This is a genomic window from Nocardia sp. NPDC023852 (genome assembly GCF_040639505.1).
Classification (GTDB): domain Bacteria; phylum Actinomycetota; class Actinomycetes; order Mycobacteriales; family Mycobacteriaceae; genus Nocardia.
This window is the reverse complement of record NZ_JBFAAB010000012.1, coordinates 111286-133195: the sequence shown is the minus strand read 5'-3', so window position 1 is coordinate 133195 and position 21910 is coordinate 111286. Positions and strand designations below refer to the sequence as shown.

General features: G+C 66.5%; 21 protein-coding genes. 8 read left to right on the top strand and 13 right to left on the bottom strand.

Translation table 11 applies throughout. The features are described from left to right. Positions 1-241: 241 nt before the first annotated feature. A complete protein-coding gene (locus AB0H00_RS18200; RefSeq protein WP_357267492.1) occupies positions 242-700 on the bottom strand; it encodes a DUF6463 family protein in 459 nt (152 codons plus the stop codon). Between the two features lie 14 nt (positions 701-714). Next, positions 715-1314: a DUF2867 domain-containing protein gene (locus AB0H00_RS18195; RefSeq protein WP_357267489.1), complete on the bottom strand. Its 600-nt coding sequence runs from the start codon at positions 1312-1314 to the stop codon at positions 715-717. Between the two features lie 84 nt (positions 1315-1398). Between AB0H00_RS18195 and AB0H00_RS18190 the strand changes: the two genes are divergently transcribed. Beyond that, complete coding sequence (locus AB0H00_RS18190; RefSeq protein WP_357267601.1) at positions 1399-1956, top strand: TetR/AcrR family transcriptional regulator; 558 nt, start codon at positions 1399-1401, stop codon at positions 1954-1956. Positions 1957-2810: 854 nt separating this feature from the next. Continuing rightward, entirely contained in the window at positions 2811-3089 is a 279-nt protein-coding gene (locus AB0H00_RS18185; protein WP_357267486.1) for a hypothetical protein, read from the top strand. Between the two features lie 589 nt (positions 3090-3678). On the opposite strand, the gene AB0H00_RS18180 is transcribed toward AB0H00_RS18185, so the two are convergent. After that, on the bottom strand, positions 3679-4212 hold the full coding sequence (locus AB0H00_RS18180; protein ID WP_357267483.1) for a DUF3145 domain-containing protein: 534 nt from the start codon (positions 4210-4212) through the stop codon (positions 3679-3681). Between the two features lie 95 nt (positions 4213-4307). Next, entirely contained in the window at positions 4308-5141 is an 834-nt protein-coding gene (locus AB0H00_RS18175) for a serine hydrolase domain-containing protein (RefSeq protein WP_357267481.1), read from the bottom strand. 257 nt (positions 5142-5398) lie between these two features. On the opposite strand from AB0H00_RS18175, the gene AB0H00_RS18170 reads away from it, so the two are divergent. Next, on the top strand, positions 5399-5746 hold the full coding sequence (locus tag AB0H00_RS18170) for a DUF1801 domain-containing protein (protein ID WP_357267478.1): 348 nt from the start codon (positions 5399-5401) through the stop codon (positions 5744-5746). A 6-nt stretch (positions 5747-5752) separates the two neighbouring features. Here the strand turns inward: AB0H00_RS18170 and AB0H00_RS18165 are convergent, their stop codons facing one another. Then, positions 5753-6883, bottom strand: a complete 1131-nt coding sequence (locus AB0H00_RS18165; RefSeq protein ID WP_357267475.1) for an NDMA-dependent alcohol dehydrogenase — start codon at positions 6881-6883, stop codon at positions 5753-5755. Positions 6884-7039: 156 nt separating this feature from the next. Continuing rightward, a complete protein-coding gene (locus AB0H00_RS18160; protein WP_357267599.1) occupies positions 7040-8035 on the bottom strand; it encodes a phosphotransferase family protein in 996 nt (331 codons plus the stop codon). A gap of 399 nt (positions 8036-8434) precedes the next feature. Here AB0H00_RS18160 and pabB point away from each other — a divergent pair, with 399 nt between their 5' ends. Further along, on the top strand, positions 8435-10681 hold the full coding sequence (pabB, locus tag AB0H00_RS18155; RefSeq protein WP_357267472.1) for an aminodeoxychorismate synthase component I: 2247 nt from the start codon (positions 8435-8437) through the stop codon (positions 10679-10681). A 44-nt stretch (positions 10682-10725) separates the two neighbouring features. On the opposite strand, the gene AB0H00_RS18150 is transcribed toward pabB, so the two are convergent. After that, entirely contained in the window at positions 10726-11217 is a 492-nt protein-coding gene (locus AB0H00_RS18150; RefSeq protein ID WP_357267469.1) for a hypothetical protein, read from the bottom strand. 127 nt (positions 11218-11344) lie between these two features. On the opposite strand from AB0H00_RS18150, the gene AB0H00_RS18145 reads away from it, so the two are divergent. Then, positions 11345-13384, top strand: coding sequence for a TerD family protein (locus tag AB0H00_RS18145; RefSeq protein ID WP_357267466.1), 2040 nt, complete (start codon positions 11345-11347; stop codon positions 13382-13384). Positions 13385-13386: 2 nt separating this feature from the next. On the opposite strand, the gene AB0H00_RS18140 is transcribed toward AB0H00_RS18145, so the two are convergent. The 5 genes from AB0H00_RS18140 to AB0H00_RS18120 form a co-directional block, all read right to left on the bottom strand. After that, on the bottom strand, positions 13387-14112 hold the full coding sequence (locus AB0H00_RS18140) for a TetR/AcrR family transcriptional regulator (RefSeq protein ID WP_357267463.1): 726 nt from the start codon (positions 14110-14112) through the stop codon (positions 13387-13389). A gap of 8 nt (positions 14113-14120) precedes the next feature. Next, positions 14121-15350: a cytochrome P450 gene (locus AB0H00_RS18135; protein WP_357267460.1), complete on the bottom strand. Its 1230-nt coding sequence runs from the start codon at positions 15348-15350 to the stop codon at positions 14121-14123. Between the two features lie 154 nt (positions 15351-15504). Then, positions 15505-16929: a DUF1254 domain-containing protein gene (locus AB0H00_RS18130; protein WP_357267457.1), complete on the bottom strand. Its 1425-nt coding sequence runs from the start codon at positions 16927-16929 to the stop codon at positions 15505-15507. A gap of 323 nt (positions 16930-17252) precedes the next feature. After that, positions 17253-17399 carry a hypothetical protein gene (locus AB0H00_RS18125; protein WP_357267454.1) on the bottom strand — a complete coding sequence of 49 codons (147 nt, stop codon included), beginning with the start codon at positions 17397-17399 and terminating at the stop codon, positions 17253-17255. Positions 17400-17494: 95 nt separating this feature from the next. After that, positions 17495-17788: a hypothetical protein gene (locus AB0H00_RS18120; RefSeq protein ID WP_357267451.1), complete on the bottom strand. Its 294-nt coding sequence runs from the start codon at positions 17786-17788 to the stop codon at positions 17495-17497. A 412-nt stretch (positions 17789-18200) separates the two neighbouring features. Here AB0H00_RS18120 and AB0H00_RS18115 point away from each other — a divergent pair, with 412 nt between their 5' ends. Then, the gene (locus AB0H00_RS18115; protein ID WP_195033234.1) at positions 18201-18476 is read left to right on the top strand and encodes a hypothetical protein; all 276 of its coding nucleotides are present in this window, start codon (positions 18201-18203) and stop codon (positions 18474-18476) included. 168 nt (positions 18477-18644) lie between these two features. Here AB0H00_RS18115 and AB0H00_RS18110 read toward each other — a convergent pair whose 3' ends face one another. After that, positions 18645-19934 (bottom strand): VWA domain-containing protein, encoded by a 1290-nt coding sequence (locus AB0H00_RS18110; RefSeq protein ID WP_357267448.1) that lies wholly within the window; start codon positions 19932-19934, stop codon positions 18645-18647. A 167-nt stretch (positions 19935-20101) separates the two neighbouring features. Here AB0H00_RS18110 and AB0H00_RS18105 point away from each other — a divergent pair, with 167 nt between their 5' ends. Together AB0H00_RS18105 and AB0H00_RS18100 are read left to right on the top strand one after the other, a co-directional pair. Next, positions 20102-21478 carry an MFS transporter gene (locus AB0H00_RS18105; RefSeq protein ID WP_357267445.1) on the top strand — a complete coding sequence of 459 codons (1377 nt, stop codon included), beginning with the start codon at positions 20102-20104 and terminating at the stop codon, positions 21476-21478. Further along, positions 21468-21887 (top strand): MarR family transcriptional regulator, encoded by a 420-nt coding sequence (locus tag AB0H00_RS18100; RefSeq protein ID WP_357267443.1) that lies wholly within the window; start codon positions 21468-21470, stop codon positions 21885-21887. Before AB0H00_RS18105 ends, AB0H00_RS18100 begins: the two co-directional genes overlap by 11 nt. Positions 21888-21910: the final 23 nt, after the last annotated feature.

Here is a 21910-nt window from a genome sequence, read left to right as displayed (position 1 = left end):
TACGCCACGTGTCCGTCGGATCATGGCTGCGGTAGACCATGTAGAAGCTGGCGGCTCGCTTCCTTCTTTGCCCTGTGGGGCAGGCGCATCCGCTCGGGGATCAGTCGTTGTCTAGTAGTCGAACAACTGCGGTGTTATCTCCTGGTGGGTAGCGATGCGTCGATCTCAGCGGATGGCGGGCGCCTCGGATAATTGCCTCGGTGGCACTGGCAGCACAAGGCCCGGCGGCGGCGCGCGCGAATCACGCCAGGTCCATCTGCCGGTCTCGGGCTGTTCCCAGTCGATCTTCCTTTCGCGCTGCCAGGATGATGAGTGCCCCCGAGATGGTCCCGGCGAAGAACGGGGACGGCACAAGAAGGACACCGCCTAACACACACCACGCCGCGAGGCCCCAGCCGATCCCGGCGGGCACAGCCACCTCGCGCCCAGCGAGGTGCCATGTCAGGCAACCCAAGAGAATCAGAGGCACGGCGAAACTTCCCGGACCGCCCCAGAAGGTGACTTCATTCTGCATGGAATCCACCGTCTGAACGGCATCTCCATCCGCGAGCACGAGCGGGACGGCTGCCCACATCCCCCGATCCACCCAGCCGGTGACATCCGCCCAAGCGACGAGACCCAGCAAAGATAGGTGCCCTACTCCCAGCACGAGCATGATCCCGCTCGCCCAGCGGAGCAACCGCTTTCTGGAGTTCATCATGACCTCTCTTCTTCCTACTCCGCCGCTGCACGATCGCGGTCGCGCCAGGCTCGTTCCCATTGCCGGGTCAGGGCCGGGTACACGATGAGGTATCGGAACGGGGCGATGGCGCCCATATAGAGGCGCCCGAACCATCTACTGGGCTTGACGAGTACGGCCATCCGCAGCTCATAGTCGCCGTTCGCCGCTTGAACCCAGCCGAGATGCATCACGGCGTGCACAGTCTTGTTCGCAAGCTCGCGAGCGGACTCCCTGTCGAGTTCGTAGACCGCTTCGAGGGGCATGCTCTTGTTGTCCGGACAGCGCGAAGCGGCACGGACGTCGCTGGGCAGGCGGTCGCGTAGCGAGGCAACCCGTTCACCGACGCCCGCTGACGGTTCGTCCCAGCCGAGGAGTACACCGAGCTTCCACCGCACGGCGAACAAGAACCGCACCAGCCAGGTCTGCTTCACGGGGCCACCGGCAGCCCGCATTGCCGCGAGCATCGTCGGGAAGTCGTCAGGCCCGGCTCCGGGAGTGCGGAACGCCCACACGTCCTCGACCGAGAAGTCACTCGTCAGTTCGTGGATGCGCCACGACTGCTCGATGTAGGTGGTCTTTGCGAGTCGTGGCACGGTTCGGCCTCTCATCTATACGGTGTCGTACAGTTCGTATATACGGTAACGTATAAATCCAACGCACTCAATGGAGGTGTCCGAATTCCTGCCTTGCCCCGCACAACACGAGCCCGCTGGATAGCAGCGGGCCTCGAAGCCCTCGCACGAGGAGGACCCGACGCAGTCCGCGTCGAAACGCTCGCCACCGAACTCGGCGTGACGAAAGGCGGGTTCTATGGGCACTTCGATGGCCGTCCCGCGTTCCTCATGGAGATGCTCGACGAGTGGGAACGCCGCTGCACCAAAGAGGTCATCGCCCATGCCGACGCGGAAGGTGGCGACGCCGCCGACAAAATCCGGCGCGCAGGTCGACTGACCTTCTCAGAGGACCTTCACCGGATCGATCTCGCGATCCGGGCCTGGGCCCGCAACGACCAGTCTGTCGCGACGCGCCTGCGGCGCATCGACAACGAGCGGATGCAGTTCCTGCGCACGATGTTCGGCGCGTTCATCACCGACCCCGACGAGATCGAGGCACGCAGCATCCTGACGTTCACGCTCGCGATCGGCCGCCACTTCATCGTCGCGGACCACCCTGGGTACACGAAACGCGAAGCCATCCAGCTTGCCGGAGAACACCTCTTGCGCCCGCCACCGTGAAACGTCGAATTCGCGCAGGTCACCGCGGCCAGAGACCACCCCACCGTAAGCCCCCGGCCCAGTCGAGTGGCCGCGCGGCCGCTTCCGGATCATCCGTTCGCGGCTCGCTAGCCCTCTCGATTCAGTTCCCGCTGACGGGCCGACGTCGTTGGTGGCCCTTCCAGCGCCGTTGCTGGATGCGGGATTGTTCATAGCTGTAGCGGTCTCGCTACCTCATCTGTTCAATTGAAGGTCGCGGAACCGTCGGGGTGGCCCGCTGAGGCCCTGACAAGAACAGTACGTCGAGCGTCGATGGAGAATAAGCGTCGGAACCGACAGCTTTCGCGCGATTTCCGACATCTCACCTTTCGACGACGACCTCACCTGTCGAAAAGCACACCCACCTGGGAGGGATCCCCGGACTGGCCAGTGCGCTGAGATGCCGTTCTTGCAGTCTGCTGGCCGAGGGTTTCGGGTCGGAGCGGCTGGTCGGCGCGCCGACCGGGGAACAGCCATCGTGAGTTGAGTTCGGGTTCGCCGCTGTGCGCATGTTCGTGCGCTGGTCGATCAGTTCGAGGAGGAGGTTGGCGAACGGATCGGGAACGGGCGTCGGTGGCTCGCCGAAGCGGATCAGGACACCGGCGCTGGCGTGACGGTGCGTCTGGCGGTGTTTTCGCGAGTGCCGGATGGCGCGCGAGCACGATCACTGAGATCGAACCAACACCCCTCCGCCCACCTCGGTAACCGACGAGCAGCCGGTCTCCTACGAAGCTGTTTTGCGGCTCGGGCCGGCTTCGGGATTCCGCGGCCGTGCCCCGGGGTTCACCGGCACCGGAATTGCGGTCTTCCGGATCGCCGCAGGTCGAATACTGTCCTTGATTGAGTATCTGCTGGGTGTGTTCGACTATGAGGAGATAATTGTGCACTACACGATCACTAGAAGCATGTTCGCCGGGGCGATCCTGGTCGGATCGCTATTGGGATCCGGTCAGGCTGTAGCCGGACCTGGCCTGTCGCTGGAACCGGTCGGTGTCGAATCGGTGCCGAACTCCGAACCTGCGCACCGTAGCGGTTTGTCCGAAATCGTCGGCTCGACCGGTTCGACCAACTCTCTTTCCGGCCACTCCTCATGCGCCCCTCCGGTGTGCTGGTGAACTCTGGGCTCTTGCTCACTTTCAGTTTTCGCCGTGAGGCGCTGTGATTCGAATGGCGGTGCGAGACCTTCATCGCCGTCCTGTCGTAGCAGGTCGGTGCAGCTGAGGGCAGCCTGATCCGGGTGGTGCCGGGTGGTGCCGGGCAGGGCGGAGCAGCCCTGACAACGCCGGAACGGGGCCAGTACTGCCAGACGGTGCGAGTCCGGCAAGCGGGGTGCCGGTAAGAACCGTGTCATGGCCCCGAACTCCTGAGGCCGTCCTGAGGTGCAAAGTACGAACGGCGTTGCTCTAGCAGCATGGAAGTCGATCCACCGCCGCTACCACGACCCCGACGACGCCAGCCTGGCCGACCTCGCCGAGGAATACAGCGTCGGACCGCTCCACCATCCGCCGCATCATCAGCAGCACCACCCCGCCCCGGACCTGACACTCGCCTGCGGCCAACCCGGCCGCTATCCCGGCAGGGAGAACCGGACACCGAACCCGACATCACTGCTGGTCCAGGCAACTTTCGTTGTCAGGGAAGATCCACAACCGCGGCGGCCGGTTCGACGGTGGTCTGGGACCCACACGGATCGCGTGGTTACGTCTACCCCACGTCGCGGCGCAGCCAGGTGACCTCGGCGCCGGATTCCGTTCCGTAACGGTAGATTTCGAGGTCCTCGTCCCAGTCGGTGCCGAGGGCGCGGTCGATTTCCGCGGCCAGGTCGTAGCCGGAGTACCTGCCGATTTCGCTGGTGGCCTGCAGCATCGCGCGCAAGCGCATCTCACCGATCGTGACGTCGCCGTTGGCGCTGGTGGATCCGTGCCACAGACCTAGGCCGGGGACGAAGCTGTAGCGCTCGCCGTCCACGCCGTCGCTGGGGTCCTCGGTCACCTCGAAACGCAGCACCGGCCACGAGCGCAATGATTGGGCGATCCGGGAGGCGGTACCGACGGGACCGATCCAGTCGCTGGTTGCGCGCAGTTGGCCGTCGGCCGGTTGTGCGGTCCAACGCAGTTTTGCCGGGGAGCCGAGGGTCGAGGTGAGTGCCCACTCGACATGCGGGCACAGCGCGGCAGGCGACGAGTGGATGTAGACCACACCCGCCGTCGCATCCGCGAACTGACTCGATGCTCGCACCACCAATACCTCCAGCTTCGACGAGGAACGTCTTCCCCAACGACTCGTCGAACTGGCGTTGCCCGAGTGTACTGGAGTGCCCGAAGTTACACGTGTTACTTTGCGATCGTGTTGCGTGCGGTTGTAGCCTCCGCGATGACGGCATCGCTGAAAGGTGGCCAGGCCGCACGCGCCCAGTCGCCGAAATTCTGGTCGCTCAGTGCGAGACAAGCCGTGCCTGCGTTCGGGTCGACCCACAGAAATGTCCCGGATTGGCCGAAATGGCCATATGTGCGTGGCGAGTTCGTGCCACCGGTCCAATGCGGCGTCTTTTCGTCGCGAATCTCGACGCCGAGCCCCCAGGCGTTCGGGCGTTGCGAGCCGTAGCCGGGCAACACGCCGTCGAGTCCGGGGAATTGGACCGAGGTGGCCTCGGAGTGTGTCTGCGCGGAGATCAACTGCGGGGCCAGCAATTCGGCCGCGAAACGCGTCAGGTCGGCCGCAGTGGACCGCCCCGCGTGTCCGGCCGGGCCCGCCAGGACCGAAGCCGTCATGCCGAGCGGCTGGAACACCGCGTCACGTAGATACTCCTCGAACGCGATGCCGGTCTGCTCGGTGACGAACCCGGCGAGCACCTCGAAGCCCGCGCTGGAGTAGATCCTGCGGGCACCGGGTGCCGCCTGGACATCGGTGGTGTCGAACGCGAGTCCCGACGCGTGCGCCAGCAGGTGGCGCACCGTGGCGCCGGGCGGTCCAGCGGGCTGGTCCAGTTCTACCGCGCCCTCCTCCACCGCGACCAGCACGGCGTAGGCCACCAGCGGCTTGGTCACCGACGCGAGCGAGAAGACCCGGTCGACGTCGCCCTCGCTCGCTGTTCCGCCATCCGCGGTGACCACCGCCGCCGCCGCGTGCCGAACCGGCCATTCCCGAATCTGCTCGAGTGAACGCACGCTACGAGCCTACGAGAACCCCGCCGCCGCCATCGACTCGCCATCCGTGACAAGGTCAGGCTGCATGGTGAAGTCGAGTCCTTCTCCGTTCGGGTTCGGCCCGGACGACAAGACCGGCTCGGGCTCGCGATCTTCCGGCGCCGTCCGCGATCGCGACCGGCGCGAAGGCCTGTTGTGCTGCCGCCTCCCACCCACCCGATTCCGTACACTGGCCTGGCTCGACCAGCGGTAGCCGATCGCGGAATCGAGGAGACCTGATGGCACAGCAACCCGAGAACATCGACGCGTACCTCGCCGGATTCCAGGACGACGTGCGCGAGATCCTGAGTGAGATTCGCGGTACTGTGCGGCGGGCGCTACCGGAGGCTACCGAGGCGATCAGCTACTGCATCCCGACCTTCCGGCTGGGTGGCCGCAACGTCGTGCACTTCGCGGGCTGGAAGCGGCATGTCAGCCTCTACCCGATCCCGGACGGCGACGCGGCGTTCGAGCACGCGGTCGAGCCGTACCGGGCAGGCAAGGGGACACTGCGATTCCACCTCGGCGAGCCGGTGCCGTATGACCTGATCGCACAGATCGCCACGCTGCTCGCCGAACAGCGTTGATCGGGTCTACCAGTCGGCTTCGGTGTACTTGATGATGCCGCGAATGTTCTTGCCCTCCAGCATGTCCTGGTAACCCTGGTTGATGTCTTCCAGCGAGTAGCTGCGCGTCACCATGTCGTCCAGGTTGAGTTGGCCGGACTTGTACAGTGCGAGCAGGCGCGGCGCGTCCTGGCGGGCGTTGCCGCCTCCGAAGATGCAGCCCTTCACCGTCTTCTGCAGCATGGACAGCAAGAAGCTGTTCAGCTTGACGTCGCTCTCGTCCATCCGGCCCATCGCGGTGACCACCACGGTGCCCGCCTTGGCGGTGAGGATCAGGCCCTCTTCGATGTACTCGCCGTGCATCTCGCCCATGGTGAGGATGACTTTCTCTGCCATCCGTCCCTCGGTGGCCTCCATCAGCGGCATGATCGCCGCGGCCATGCTCTCGTAGGTGTGCGTTGCGCCGAACTTCTGCGCCTGCTCGCGCTTCCACGGGTTCGGGTCGATGGCAACGACTTTAGAGGCGCCCGAGAGCACAGCGCCCTGTAGCGCACTCATGCCGACGCCACCGATACCCGCGATCACCACGGTCTCGCCCGGAGACACCTGGGCGACGTGGGTGGCGGAACCGAAGCCGGTGGGGACGCCGCAGCCGACCAGGCACGCCACCTCGAACGGAATGCTCGGATCGATCTTCACCACCGAGGTGTGGTGCACCGTCATGTACGGCGAGAAAGTGCCCAGTAAGCACATCGGGATGACATTCTGGCCGCGCGCCTGGATCCGGTAGGTGCCGTCGCTGATCGCCTGCCCCATCAGCAGGCCCGCGCCGAGGTCGCACAGCGCCATGTGTCCGGCTACGCAAGCCGGACAGCGGCCGCAGGCCGGGATGAACGAGAGGATCACATGGTCACCGACCTGCAGGTCAGCGGGGGTGTTCGGCCCGAGTTCGGTGATCACGCCCGCACCCTCGTGCCCACCCATCACGGGATAGGCGGGCATCGGGGTCGCACCGGTCACGATGTGGTGGTCGGAATGGCACATGCCGGCCGTTTCCAGTCGGATCTGCACCTCGCCGGCGACCGGGTCACCGACCTCGATCTCCTCCACCGACCACGGCTGGTCGATCCCCCACAGGATCGCGCCCTTCGTCTTCATTCCTGTCGACCCTCTCGCATGCACGTGCTTATATGTGATTGCACCCACATTACGAGAAAAATGGAACGCGTTCTAGTGTCGCTCGGAAAATTCACCGATATGGCCGAACACGTACCCCGAACGCGTTCTAGTCCTGAGGCGCGCTCAGCCACAACATCATGGATGTGCCATCAGGCGCTGCGCACGCTCGAAAAGCTCCAGTGTGATCGCGTGCAGGAAGTCGCCGACCCGCTTGGGCGCCTTGCCCGCGAACGCGCGGGCATGCGTGCCCTCCAGGACGATGCCGAGCTTGAAGCAGGCCAGCACGGTGTACCAAGGGACTGCGCTGAGATCGCGATCGGAGAACTGGCCGTAGTGCGCGACCATCTCCTCCGGGGTCGGCAGACCACCGACCGCGCCGAGCTTGCCTACCAGGGCCGCGACGGTGGTACCCGGCTCCGGGCGGGTGGCGATCTGCCAGCCGAGGTCGAGCAGCGGGTCGCCGATCGTGGACATCTCCCAGTCGACCATCGCCGCGACCTGGGGGCCGTCGAAGGAGAACATCATGTTCGCCAGATGACAGTCGCCGTGCAGGATCCCGGGCGTCCAGTGCGCGGGACGGTTGCGGTCCAACCACTCCCCGACCGGCTTGACACCAGGGATCTCCGGCCCCGGGTAGCCCTCGTTCACCGAGTACGACTCGAGTTCGCCGAGCCAGCGCGGCACCTGCCGCTCGAGGAAGCCCTCCGGCTTGCCGTAATCGGTCAGGCCGAGCGCCTGGTAATCCAGCGCACCGAGCCGCGCGATGACCTCGACCGCGGACAGACCCATCTGCCTGCGGATCTCCGGAGCGCTCGCGTGCGGTTCCGGCAGCTCGTTCTGTGGGTTGAACCCGTGGATCGGCTCCATCAGGTAGAAAACCGCGCCTAGCACCGATTCGTCGGGGCAGGCCGCGATCACTCGGGGCGCGCGAACCTCGGTGCCGTTGAGCGCGCCGAGCAGGCGGGCCTCGCGCCGGATCACGTCGTTACTCTTGGCACGCAAGTGCTTCGGCCCGCGACGCAGCACGTATCCGCGGCCACCACGGACGAAGCGAAGCATGATGTTCTGCGTTCCGCCGCCCAGCGTGGTCACGTCCTCGAATTCGCCGACGGGAAGCCCCTGCTCATCCATCCACCTTCCGACGACGGCGAAGTCGATGACCGCGGGATCCACATCCGCTCCTCCGCCGCTCCCCGCCTTGCGCCGATCTGTAAACGCCTCCGAAGTCGCGTCGCGGACCGGCGGTGCGTCAGATCGCCCGGATTCGGGCTTACCCGGCGAGTTACCCATGTACTGTTCCGCCTCTCCGAGGATCAGGCCGTGCCCGTCGGGGGGCGCCGGATGTGCGTTCAGGTCCTGCGTCTGGTGTCACTCGAGTTCTGGGGTACCCGGCGAGTTACCACTGTGGTCTCGAGTCACTATCGCGTGAGAGCATGAGCATCCAGACCTATCACGTCGTCATGAGCTGTCTCACTCCGGCCATCGTAGGGCGCAGGTGTCAGCCAGCCGTTGGCGTAGTGTTCTGCACAAATGCGCACGCTGTTGGTCGACAATTACGACTCGTTCACCTATAACCTCTATCAGCTGATCAGCGAGGTGAACGGAGTCGAGCCGACGGTCGTGCGCAACGACGAGGTGCGGACCGTCGCCGAGCTGGAACTCGCCCGCTTCGACAACGTGGTCGTTTCGCCGGGGCCAGGGCGGCCCGACATCGCGCGGGACATCGGGATTTCCGCGGCCGTGATTCGCGAGACCGAGCTGCCGGTGCTCGGGGTGTGCCTCGGACATCAGGGCATCGTGGTCGGCGCCGGTGGCATCGTTGCCGCGGCGCCCGCGGCAAGACATGGATTCCTCGACCGAATCGAGCACGACGACCGGGATCTGTTCGCCGGAATCCCGCAGGGCTTCACCGCCGTGCGATATCACTCGCTGTGTGCGCTGCGGCCGTTGCCAAGGGACCTGGAAGTCACCGCGGTGGCCGCGGACGATGTCGTCATGGGGGTACGGCACCGCCGAAGGCCACAGTGGGGTGTGCAGTTCCATCCCGAGTCGATCGCCAGCGAGTTCGGCGCGGCAATAGTGCGCAATTTCGCGAATCTCACCGCGACGCGCCGGGTTCGGTCGAATGCCGGGCGCGCTGCCGTACCGCGAGACCCGGTGGAGGCGGAAGGCGGGATGGCTCCGGAAGCGAGCACCACCGGCCCACCATCCCCCACTCCGATGTCGGCACTCGCGCCCGAGCAGTTCCCGGCCGCGGCAGTCCGATTCGAGCGCTCCGTCGGCGAATGGTCCGTAGCGCGAGCGGTTTCGGCTCGCACCGAGCACTCGGCACCACGTCCCCGGACATTCCGGCTCCAGCAGGAGGTGATCGAGCGGGCGATCGATACCGAGAGCGCGTTCGTGCGGCTCTACGGCAACTCTCCCACCGCATTCTGGCTGGACAGCGAGCACGTGGAACCCGGGTTGGACCGGTTCTCGTTCCTGGGTGACGCGAGCGGTCCCCTCGCGGAGGTGCTGCGCTACCGGGTGAGCGACGGCGAGGTGACCGTCGAGTCGTCCGACGGCCATCGGCGCACCGTCTCGGGCGGCATTCTCGACTACCTGGCCGCCGAACTGCGGGCGAGGCAGTTCGAACTTCCCGATCTGCCTTTCGATTTCGTGGGCGGGTACGTCGGGTATCTCGGCTACGAGGTCAAGGCCGACTGTGGCGGGGCCGCGGTTCATCGCGCACCGACACCGGACGCGCAGTGGATTTTCGCCGACCGGATGGTGGTGGTCGACCACATGGGCGGGCGGACACATCTGCTCTCGCTCACCGACGCGACACCGGACACGGCCCGGGCGGGCGCCGACTGGCTTCGCGATACCCGCGAGACCCTCGAAACCCTTCCGACCTGGAGAAATCCGCTGCCGCTCGATGTGCCCCCGGACCGCGAGGCCGTCGCACCGCTGCTCACCCGCGGCCGAGAGCGCTACCTCGCCGACATCGCGGTCTGCCAGGGACGACTGCACGCCGGCGAGTCCTACGAGATCTGCCTGACCGACAGCGCGACAATCCCCGCCCACGAAGCCGACGGACTCGACTTCTACCGCGCGCTGCGGCGCTGCAACCCCTCGCCGTATGCCGCCTACCTACGCTTCGACGACCTCGACATCGCGTGCTCCTCGCCGGAGCGCTTCCTCAAGGTCGACCGCCACCGCTCCGTGGAGAGCAAGCCGATCAAGGGCACCGCGCCACGCGGTGCCACCCCCGCCGAGGACGAACGTCTGCGCCGCGAGCTGGCCGATAGCCCGAAGACCAGGGCGGAGAACCTGATGATCGTCGATTTGCTGCGCAACGATCTCGGCCGGGTCTGCGAGATCGGCAGCGTGTATGTGCCGAAGCTGATGGCCACCGAGCAGTACACGACCATGCATCAACTGGTGTCCACCGTGCGCGGCAGACTGCGGCCCGAGGTCGACGTGGTCGACTGTCTGCGCGCGTGTTTCCCGGGCGGCTCGATGACCGGCGCGCCGAAGCTACGCACCATGGAGATCATCGACGCGCTGGAAACCGAAGCGCGCGGGGTCTATTCGGGCACCATCGGCTTTCTCGGGCTCGGCGGCACCGCGGACCTGAACATCGTGATCCGCACCGCCGTGCGCTACGACGGCAGCTGGCGGATCGGTGCGGGCGGCGCCATCGTGCTCGATTCCGATCCCGAGGACGAATACCACGAAGTCCTGCTCAAGGCTGCCGCTACCTTGCGCGCGGCCACAGTCCACGCGCCCCGCTGAGTTCGCGCGGTGCACCTTGTGCCACTTCGTGCGGCCGCCCACCTTCACCTACGTCGCTTGGTCGACTTCGACGGCGGCGGCTCGACCGGCTCCGGTGCGCTCAGACCGGTCAGCTTGCCTAGCAAAGCCACTCCGGGCACCTTCGACAATCGGCTGAGCACGTCCTCGCCGAGCGCGATCATCGCCTCCAGCCTGGGCAACAACCTGTCGTAGGCTACGAAGGCCGGGTCGGCCAGCGCCAGCGTCCGATCCAGGCGATCGATCGTGGAGTTCAGCCGCTCGACGGCGATCGACAGACGCTCTACCAGGTCGGGCAGCTGCGCGGCGAGCTGGGCCGATGCCGGAGGCAGCCGCACCGCTGTGTCGAACGCCGAGCTCGCGGTCAGCTGGGCGGCTTCCAGCGCCTGACCCGCCGCCGTCTGCGCCGCTTCGACTGCGGCCTGCGCGGCGGCCAGGATGTCGGAGGGACCGGGCACGCGCCCACCGGGCATTTTCGGGGTCGAGGGCCTGCGACCCGGGCGTTTCGGGTTCGTCATGAGAACACTGTGCCGTACCGCACGGTACGAACGCGGTATTGCGGGATCACGGGCGTTGTCCGCCCCGCCGAGGGACGCCACCTCGCGCGTTCGGCGTGTCGGAGGGTCGTGGCATAGTTCGAGCACGATGAAACTCAGCAAAGGCGCCAACGCGCCGGTACCGACATCCCTTCTAGCCGTGGTTGTTTCATGGCGGTCGGAACATGCGGTGGACGCACACGCCTTGCTCCTGGACAGGTCCGGCACAGTCCGCTCGGACCGGGATCTGGTGTTCTACAATGCCCCGCGCCACGTCTCCCAGGCAGTGACGCTGGACCAAGAGCCCGCGCCAGGGACCGCGCGGCTGAGCGTCTCACTGCCGCGCACCGAAGCGGACGTGGACCGGATCGTCGTCGCCGGGTCCGTCGAGAACGGAATCTTCAGCGATATCACCGCTTTGACTCTCACCGTGCACGCCGTCGACGGGGCGGTGGCGACCTTCGAGATCGAGGACGCGGACGCGGTGCCCGCGCTGATGTTCGGCGAGTTCTACCGCAGAGAGGGGCGGTGGCGGTTCCGGGCCATCGGCCAAGGTTGGTCCAGCGGCCTGGCCGGACTGGTCACCGAATTCGGCGTCCAGGTCGAAGATCCGGCGGATCCGGCCCGCACGACGCACCCCACCGATCCGTTCCGTCTGCACCGATCCACCCGTACATCGCCGTCGCAGGAGCTGCGCTCGGCACGGTCGGCCACCGGCGCTCACCCGGATCCGGCTGCACCGGGCCTGCGTGATCGGCACGACCTCGCTCCGGTCCGGCACTTTCCGCACGGGTCCGTCACGTCCGATCCGCCCCGCAGGAGTTCGCAGTCGGCGCGGGAGGACCGAGCGAGCGAAACCGACTCCGAAGGCATTGCGAGGCCCCGCTTCTCCTCGAATTCCGACGACGTCGACAGCCCCGCCGAACAAGGAGTGGCGCATAACCGGTCGGACGCGAGCGCATTCGACCGGCCGCGCACGAACCTGCTGGACCGTGCGGAGACCGCCGCCATGCTCGGGTCGTACCGCCCGGTCGACCTCACCCGGCACACATCGGAAACCGCACCCGCCGCGCCCACACCACCCCCGAATCCGGAACGGGCCGACTGGCATTCGGATCCTGAAGTACCGGACCGCATGCGCTGGTGGGACGGCAATGAGTGGACGAGCGCCACCTACCCGCGCCACCGGCCGAGCGACCGGCACTGCGCGCGCTGCGGACATCCGCTCCGCCGCAAGCTGTTCGGCGGCCTCGCGCCCTGCCAGGGATGCGAGCTGGAGATCGAGGAGTACCTCACCCATTGGCACACCCAGGCGTGGCGGGTGCTCACCACGCACGGTCCGCGCGGATCAGAATGGTCGGCACTCTGGGCGTCGTTGCGCTACCAACGGATCGAGGCGGACGCGGGCCGCCGCGCCTTACGCGCCGCGGCGCTCAGCTACGTGGAGCGGCTGGTCACCTTCACCTTCGCCGACGGCGAGGTCCAGCACGCCGAACTGGAGCTGTTCGAGCAGGCGGTCACCGAGTTGGCGCTCGACGGCCCGCTGATCGAGGACCTGCGCAGGCGGATGCACCGCGGACGTACCCTGTCCCGGTTGCGTGCGGGCGATCTACCGGTGGTCCGCACGCCGGGCTTGCACCTGGACCCCGAGGAGAAGGTGCACGTGGATCTGCCCGCGATGCACGTGCGTCAGCTCGCCCGCGGCCCCAAGCTCACCGAGGGCAGGCTGATCTGCAGCAACAAGAAGCTGCGGTTCGTCGGCGCCGGCGCAGGCACCGAAATGCCATGGTCCCGTATTGTTTCCGTGCACGCGGAGCAGGAAACGGTGGTGATCGCGGCCACCTCGTCTCGTGGCGGTGGGACGTTCGCCGTCGCCGATCCCGACTATGTCGCCGCCGCACTGGAAGGCGCGTTGCGTGTGGCCAAACGCCTGGTGCTCACACCAGGGCAGCGCGACACCCGCAGCATCCCGCAGGAGATCAAAGCCGAGGTGTGGCAGCGTGACGGCGGCAAGTGTGTCGAATGCGGTGACGGGCACTACTTGGAGTTCGACCATGTCATCCCGCTCAGTCGTGGCGGCGCGACCAGCGCGGCCAATCTCCAGATCCTGTGCCGCTCCTGCAACCGCGCCAAGGGCGCACGCATCTGAACTCAGCCCGCGATCAGGCCCGCCGTCCGTCCCAGGTCGGCCAGCATGGCGTCGAACAGGATCTCCGGATTGGCCAGCGGGATCGGATAGTTTCCGAATACCTCCAGCGTGACGTGCCCGTACAGCCTGGCCCAGATCTGGATCATCAGGTAGGTCACCCCGAGGTCGAGCTTCTCCGCCGGGAACTTCTGGCCTGACTCGGACAGCGCCGCGAGCAGCTCGGTTTGGAAATGCAGGAGATCCTCGCGCAGTTCCGGCGGAATGACATCGGTGGGCGGAGTGACGACGTCATAGGTGGCAAGCAGCCTCCCCGCCGCACCGAGGAAGATGCGGCCGAACGGCTCATCGAACCGGCGCAGTGCCTGTGCCCGGTCGGCGCCCGGCGAGGCGAACACGAGGGTGAACTCCCTGGTGTGCGCCAGCGCCCAGCGCCGAAAACCACGGCAGATGGCGAAGAACTGCACCGCGCCGTCGTCGGGCAGCGTGGCGATCTCGGCGGTCAGCTCCCCGGCCAGATCGGCGCAGAAGTCCAGGCGCAGCCTTTCCAGCAGATCGTCCAGCGACTTGTAGTACCGATACAGCGCGGGAGCGGTGACACCGAGCTCACGCGCGATCGCGCGCAGGGTGACGGCGGCGGGCCCGCGCCCGACCAGCAGCGCACTGGCGACCCGCCGGATGTCGGCGTCGCTCACCACCGGTGAGCGGCCCCGCGGTTTGGACTGATGCACGAGTCGATTCAAGCGTATTCGACTTCCCAGCGCTTGATCCCGTTCAGCCAGCCCGAGCGCAGCCGCACCGGATCGGAGACCTGCCGCAGGTTCGGCATCACGTCGGCGATGGCGTTGAACATCAGGTCGATCTGCAGCCGGGCCAGGTTGGCGCCGACACAGTAGTGCGTGCCGGTGCCGCCGAACCCGACATGCGGGTTCGGGTCGCGCAGTACGTCGAAGGTGAACGGGTTCTCGAACGCGTCCTCGTCGAAATTGGCCGAGCTGTAGAACAGTCCGATCCGCTGGCCCTTCTCGATCTCCTGGCCGCCGAGCACAGTGTCTCGGGTCGCGGTGCGCTGAAACGCCGTCACCGGGGTCGCCCAGCGGACGATCTCGTCAGGTGCGGTGCGCGGGCGCTGCTGCTTGTAGATCTCCCACTGCTCCGGGTTGTCCACGAACGCCTTCATGCCATGCGTGATCGAGTTGCGGGTGGTCTCGTTGCCCGCCACCGACAGCAGGATGACGAAGAAAGCGAACTCGTCCGAGCCGAGATGCTCGCCGTCGATGTCGGCGTTGACCAGCTGGGTGACGATGTCGTCGGCCGGGCACGTGCGCCGCTGCTCGGCCATGGTCCACGCGTAACCCATCACCTCGGCGGTGGCGGCGTGGTGGTCGCCCTCGAACTCCGGATCATCGTAGGAGATCATTTGATTGGACCAGTCGAAAATCTTCATCCGGTCTTCCTGCGGGATGCCGATCAGCTCGGCGATGGCCTGCAGCGGCAGCTCGCAGGCCACCTGTTCGACGAAGTCGCCACCGCCGGACTTCTTGGCCTCGTGCACGATCCTGGCGGCGCGTTCGGTGAGCGCGGCGCGCAAACTCTCCACCGCGCGCGGGGTGAAGCCCTTGGAGATGATGCGGCGGGTCTTGGTGTGCTTGGGCGGATCGAGGTTCAGCAGCAGCATGTCGCCGAGCATGTCGATCTGCTCCCGGGTGGTGTCCTCGTTGAACCGGATGATCGCCGTGTTCTCCTGCGAGGAGAACACCTCCGGCTTCTTCGAGATCTCCTTGATGTGGTCGAGCTTGGAGACGACCCAGTACCCGCCGTCGTCGAAGCCGCTGGCGCGGCCGGACTGAGCGCACCACCACACCGGGGCGGTGCGGCGCAGTTCGGCGAACTCCTGGATGGGCAGGCGGGTGGCGAGCAGGTCAGGGTCGGTGAAGTCGAATCCTGTGGGGATCGAGGGCGTGGTCACGGCTAACTCCTACCGGTCTGGGCGTGGCGCAGACCTCACGACATTGTGTTGGAACACGGTCCAAGAGGAGATGGAACCACAGAACAAGCTTGAGTGAACAGTGTTTAGTAAAGCCCGTTTACTTTCTGCTTCGTTTGGGCAGGCGAGGGCTGAATCAGAGCAGTGGCGTGAGCGGCGGGGGCAGCCAGCGCCCCTGCAACGCCTCTGCTTTCGGCACGTACAGGCGCAGGGTCAGCGAGAACTGGCCCGATTGCGGGATGGGCAGCCAGTTTCCGGTGGGGACGCTCGGTCCGGGGTCGGCGTACTGGAGCGTGAGGTCCAGGGAGCCATCTGCATTGAGCACGACCGGGACCAGGTGGCCGACCGCGTATATCCCCGCCGGGTTGGGCACCAAATAGTTGTCGGCGTCGTAGGCGGTCAGCGACCAGAAGGCGTCGACAGGCGGCAGCTGGCCCGGCGCGAAGTGCAGCCGGAAGCGGCCCGCGCTGCCGTGCGCGTCCGCGGTGGTGAACAGGGTCGGATAGATGGCGTCCTCTGGCAGGCCGATGCCGAGACCCACCCAGGCCATCACGGCGCGCAGCGGGTAGTTGGTGCCGTACCTGCCGACGCCGTGGTCGTAGACCCAGCCGTTCACGTTGGCCGTCTGCGCACCCAGAACCACAGGAATCTGCTGCCGGGCGGTGTCGACGGCAGCCGCGAGCTCGACGTCGGACAAACCCTCGACCTTGCCGCCCGGCCGGATGCCTATGGTCGCGAAGCGGCGCATCGCAGGCGCGTCGTCGGGCGCCGGTGGATTGATCGACATCACCGCGCACATCCGGTCGAAGAAGGCCCGCGGGTCCAGCTCCGCGACCTGAGCAGGCGGGGACTGCGCCTCCGCCGGCCCACTGGGCGCCGCGGCGGGCGGATCCGTTCCCGCGATCCATGCGCTCAGCGGAACCAGCTTCAGCTCCTGCTGCAGCGCGCGAACGCTGGGAAGGTCGTCGTTGCCGTTGACCTGAATCCGGCCGATCAGCCATACCGTCGGCGTCGGCATCGGCATCGGGGTGAGACCGCTCGGCAGCGCACCCGACCAACCGGGACCGGTCACCACGTAGGTGTACGGCGGCGCGGCCGACTTGGCTCGCGGACGAGCGCTACTCGGGTTGTGCACTGTGTTCGTCCACGCGTCGAGCAGTTGCACCAGCCAGTACCGCCGGCCGTCCATCGCGGGAACCTGCAGCACCATCGGCTCGGCCGTCAGATCGAGCCAGGCGGTCGAGTACAGGGTGTCCAGATTCATTCGCACCAGATCTCGCTCCGCGGCGGTGGGCAATGTCGCGGCGTGCCGGAACCGGTTAGCGGGTGTGGTCGCCTCGTTCGCAGCGCGGGTGAAGTCCATCAGCACCAGCGGAAAGCCGAAAATGTATGCGTCCTTGGCGATCTTCGCGGCCTCGCCGGGCATGGTGGGGACGGTCGAGCCGTCCTCATCCGATCCGCCACACGCCGCCACGCCGAGCGCGGCCATCGACGACACGGCCATGCCGAGCACGCCGCGCCGCGAGACCACGGGCAGCCTATTCCCGGTGCTATCGTCCATGATCCTGCTCCGCCTCCGATCCTATCGGGCACCGCGCGAGATCCGTCCTGGAGTATAGCCATCCCTCACCGCGAAAATCGCTGGTCAGCGCCCCTGAGGCGCAACAATCCCGAGCAGCCCGGGAGCGTCGGCCAGGTCGGTGGCCGGCGGCCGCGGTGCGTCCAGGCTCCACCGAGACGAAGGAACGGCGAGCGCGCCGAGGAACGCTATCCGGCGCCCGCCAGGCGCGCATAGACGACCGCACGGCGAGCTTTTCACGCAACCAGCCCGGCGTACGTGCGACCGTGGCGCCTCTTCAGGTCGCATTCGCCGTCGACCGATTCCTATGCCAGTTCGGTCCGGCGCGGATCGGTGACCACGGCGTCGAGGCAGAACTGCCCGCGCGACAGCCGCGCCACCGCGCGGACGTCGGTGACCGTAACTCTGCGCGTAGGTGTTGACGCGGCGTCGGCGAACTGCGCACGATGCAAGACCTGTCGCTGCTATCGGCAGCCACCGCGTTGTACTCCATGCCGCCGACGACAGTCCGGACCCGGACCAGAGGCTCGCCGAGCGGTCTGCGCGGTCAGATCTCCAGAATGGTGTTCATGATCGTGCCCGCGCTGGTGGCGACAACACCACCGAGCATGGCTCCCGCGATCATCTTCGGCGACTGCAATGCGCCCCCGGTCCACTTCTCCCAGGCGAAGCGGCCGCCCGCGTAGATGATGCTGACGATGCCGGACAGCAGCGCGAACCAAGTCAGATACCGGACGAACTTCAACAACTTGTCCGACAGAGGAGGCGCCTCCGGGGTCGGATTGCCGATCTGCGCCAGTGTTGTGATCGATTCGCCGACCGACGCCAGAATGATGCTCACCGTCTACTCCCTATGCTTCAGTACAACCTTGCCGTCGCCGAGCTGCCACACGAAAGCTGTTCGACCATTGAGGAATTCGATCGTGAATGAGAATACGGGCCCGACCGCGCCACCTGTGCGGGTTCCGCCGAGCAGGCACGGTGCCGACCGCGAAACCTGGTGCGGGGCTCGAGAATCCGAATCGCGCCCCAGTGGTCATGGCAATCGCCGGCGAGTCCGGCGACGCACGACAACCGCGTTCTCGATCACCGTGCCCCACCCATCTTCCAGAGCTTCGACCGACTCGGCAAGGCCGTAGAATGCACGAACTCCCCTGCGCCACACCGACCCGCCGACATCACGGCAGACAAACGGATACGATCTTCACAGCGAAGCACTGCCCTTGTCCCGAATCCGGAATGAGCGAACGACGATGATCCTGGCCGCCGCTTACGACACCCTGGCGCAGATCGGCAACCCCACCCCCGAGGCTCCGCCGATTTCAGACAAGTTCCTTCAACTGGTCCGCTACCTGACGTGGTTCGTTCTCCTGTCGGGCGTCTGCGGCATCATCTACGCGGGCGGCCGCTTCGCCTGGGAGAAGTGGACCGGAGGCGGCCTCGAGTCGCCGAAGATGGTGGCGGGCGCCATGATCGGCGGCGTCATCGCCACCAGCGCGGGCACCATCATGAACGCCGTCATCGGCTGACCCCGAACCAACACAGCACTAAGCAGAGCTGTCATAGCTTCTTGCCATAACAGCTGATGGCGTCGAGTGGGACATGGCGTCACGATTCGCCGCGAATGTCCCACGCACGCCAGGTGTCCGAGGTGTCCGAGGTGTCCGAGGTGTCCGAGGTGTGCGAGCCGAACGGTTTCAGCGCAGGATGCCCGCGACCCGCGCAGCACGTAGCCAGTCCGGGAACTCACCGAGCAACCGCGCGTACAGCCGCGCGTCATCGATCTGATCGATGTCGTCGAGGGCGAAGAATCCCGCGTTGTCCACCACCCGGTCCGCCATCTCGTCCAGCGAACGCAGCAGGCCGTAGTTGGCCATGCCGAGGCCGATGAACTGCCAGAAGACGGGCAGCCGTGACGCTTCCCGCATCAGGGCGGCGATCTCGCGCTTGTTGGCGAAACCGCCGTCGGTGAAGAACAGTACGAGGGTGGGGCGGTCACCGGGAGGCAGGGAGTCGATGATGTCACGCATGATCGGCAGTTCGTCGTTGCGGCCGCCGATCCGGTCGTAGTCGATGTCGGCGTGGGTACCACTGAGGTGCAGGAAGGTCTGGGCCCATTCGTCGCCGTGTTCCACCTCGATATCGGGCAGCTTCACGAAGAAGCGGGCATAGAGATATGCCTCCAGGGTGCCGTCGTCATCGAGCTGAGTGGCGACCGGAATCATCCGCTGCACGACGCGATGCACCACCTGGTCGCGGTACTGCCGGTTCATGCTGCCGGTCTTGTCGATGACCAGCACGACACGGGCGCGAATCCCGAAGGCGTCCTTGTCGATCAGGACTTTCGCCACTTCCCGCTTGCGCAGATCCAGCTTCGCGCGCTTCTCCAAGGAGAGCTTCGCTTCACCCGGCACGGTGAAAACCTCGACTGAGCGAGCGAATCGGGACGTCGCTCCCGATTGCGGCGGCGCCGAAGGGGCCCGATCTGCGGGCTCGTCCACCGTCACACCGTGATCGGTGACGAGTGCGGCGAATCCCCCTGCGTAGCCTTGACCAACCGCCCGCACTTTCCATTGTGCGTTCCGCCGATACAGCTCCAGCGCGATCACCACCGATTCGCTGTCGAGCCCCTCGATTCGATACTCGTACAACACCGTCCCCGCCGCGTCGGCCACCGTCGCCACCGCCGCCTCGAACCGGCCGAAGGTCGCCGTCGGATCGTCGAGGGTGAGCACCGCGCGCACCTGTGCGATGCCCTCAGGCAGTTCGGTGAGCGAAACCTCGAGCGTGCTGGGCGTTCCCGGTCGCAGCGACACTCCGGGCGCACTCGGCTGGTTGAAGAACACGAAGTCCGCGTCCGATCGCACCTGCCCGGCTTCGGTCACCAGCAGCGCCGACAGGTCGACCGCGGTCTCGGTCAGCACCGAAACCAGCACCCGATCCACCTCCAGCGCCCCGTTCTGCCCTTTCACCAATGCAGCGCCCACCGAAACTCCCAAGCCGAATCGAAATCGCTACCGCGATCAGCCTCAGCCTAGGACAGCCCCCGGCCCGGCCCACCGACTTCGAGTTCGCCGGATCGGAGGACCACCTGCGACGCGGACCACACCGTACATCCTTGCGCGGGCAACTATTGCAACTTCACAATAGTTATGTGAACACAACTGTCGAGTCGTTGACTGTCCGGCGCAAAGCGCTCGTGCTGGCCACCTGCTGCCTGAGCCTGTTGATCGCGTCAATGGACGTGACAATCGTGAACGTCGCCATCCCGACGATCCGCGACGACCTACACGCTTCTCTCTCCCGCTTGCAATGGGTCATCGACATCTACACGCTCACGCTCGCGAGCCTGCTCATGCTGTCGGGTGCCGCGGCGGACCGGTTCGGACGCCGCCGCGTCTTCCGGATCGGGCTGGTGACCTTCGCCATCGGATCACTTCTGTGCAGTCTCGCCCCGACTGTCGAGCTGCTGATCGGGGCCAGGTTCGTCCAGGCCATCGGCGGTTCGATGCTCAACCCGGTGGCGATGTCCATCATCACCCAGGTCTTCACCGGCCGGGTGGAACGGGCCCGCGCCGTAGGGGTATGGGGCGCGGTGGTCGGCGTCTCGATGGCGCTGGGGCCCACGGTCGGCGGCGCGCTGATCGATTCGCTCGGCTGGCAGGCGGTGTTCTGGATCAACCTGCCGATCTGCGTGCTCGGGCTGATCCTCACCACGATCTTCGTGCCGGAATCGCGGTCGGCGACAGTGCGCGGCATCGACCCAGTCGGCCAACTGCTGGTGATCGCCTTTTTGTTCACCATCGTGTTCGGGCTGGTCGAGCGCGCGCCTGCGATCTTCGTGCTCGCCGCGCTCGCGTTCGCCGCGTTCCTGCGCCACGGATCCCGGCGCCGGGATCCGTTCATCGATCCGCGATTCTTCCGCAGTGTCCCGTTCGCCGCCGCCACGGTGATCGCGGTGTTCGCCTTCACCGGCCTCGGCGCGTTCCTGTTCACCTGTTCGCTGTATCTGCAGAACGTGCGGCACTATTCGGCGGTTCACACCGGCCTGCTCTACCTCGCGATGGCGATCGCGATGCTGATCTCCTCGCCGCTGTCCGGCCGCCTGGTCGGCCGGCACGGCACGCGGCCATCTCTGCTCACCGCCGGGTTCGCCATGACGCTTGCCGCGGTCCTGCTCACCCGGCTCGACACCGCCACCCCGGTGTGGGCTCTGGCCGGGATGTTCGCGGTGTTCGGTATCGGCTTCGGCATGGTGAACGCCCCGATCACCACCTCCGCGGTCAGTGGGATGCCGCCGGATCGTGCCGGCGCCGCCGCCGGGGTCGCCTCGACCAGCCGCCAGGTGGGCGCGAGCGTCGGTGTCGCGCTGTGCGGCGCGTTGACCGGCGCGAGCCTGTGGTGGGTGATCGCCATACTCGCCGCGGGAATCGCCATACTCGGCATTGCCTCGAACACCTCGTGGGCCGACCGGTCACGCGACCGCGTTGCTCCGCTCTTGGAACAGAAAGTCCCGATCCATGCCGGCTGACACCCCGACACCCGACGAGGTGTGGGCCCTGCTCACCCACGTGGTGATCGACACCCGCGACCAATGGAAGCGCGCCGTCACCGAGCGAACCGGCTTGCCGTTCAGCCGGATTCGCGTCTTGCGACGGCTGCGTCCCGGGCCGATGACAGTCAAGGAACTGGCGCACGCCGCGGCCATGGATGCCCCCGCCGCCACCGTCACGGTGAATCACCTGGAGGAGCTGGGATTGGTGGCCAGGGAGATCGATCCGGCCAACCGCAGGCAAAAGCAGGTCTCGATCACATCCGCCGGGCACACGGTTCTGAACACCGCCCTCGCCACCCCCGACCCCGCCCCCGCGGCGATCACCGCCCTCTCGAACGAGGACCTGCGGGCACTACACGAGATCCTGGGAAAGCTTCAGCACTGACGGATCCGTGACGCGATCATGCA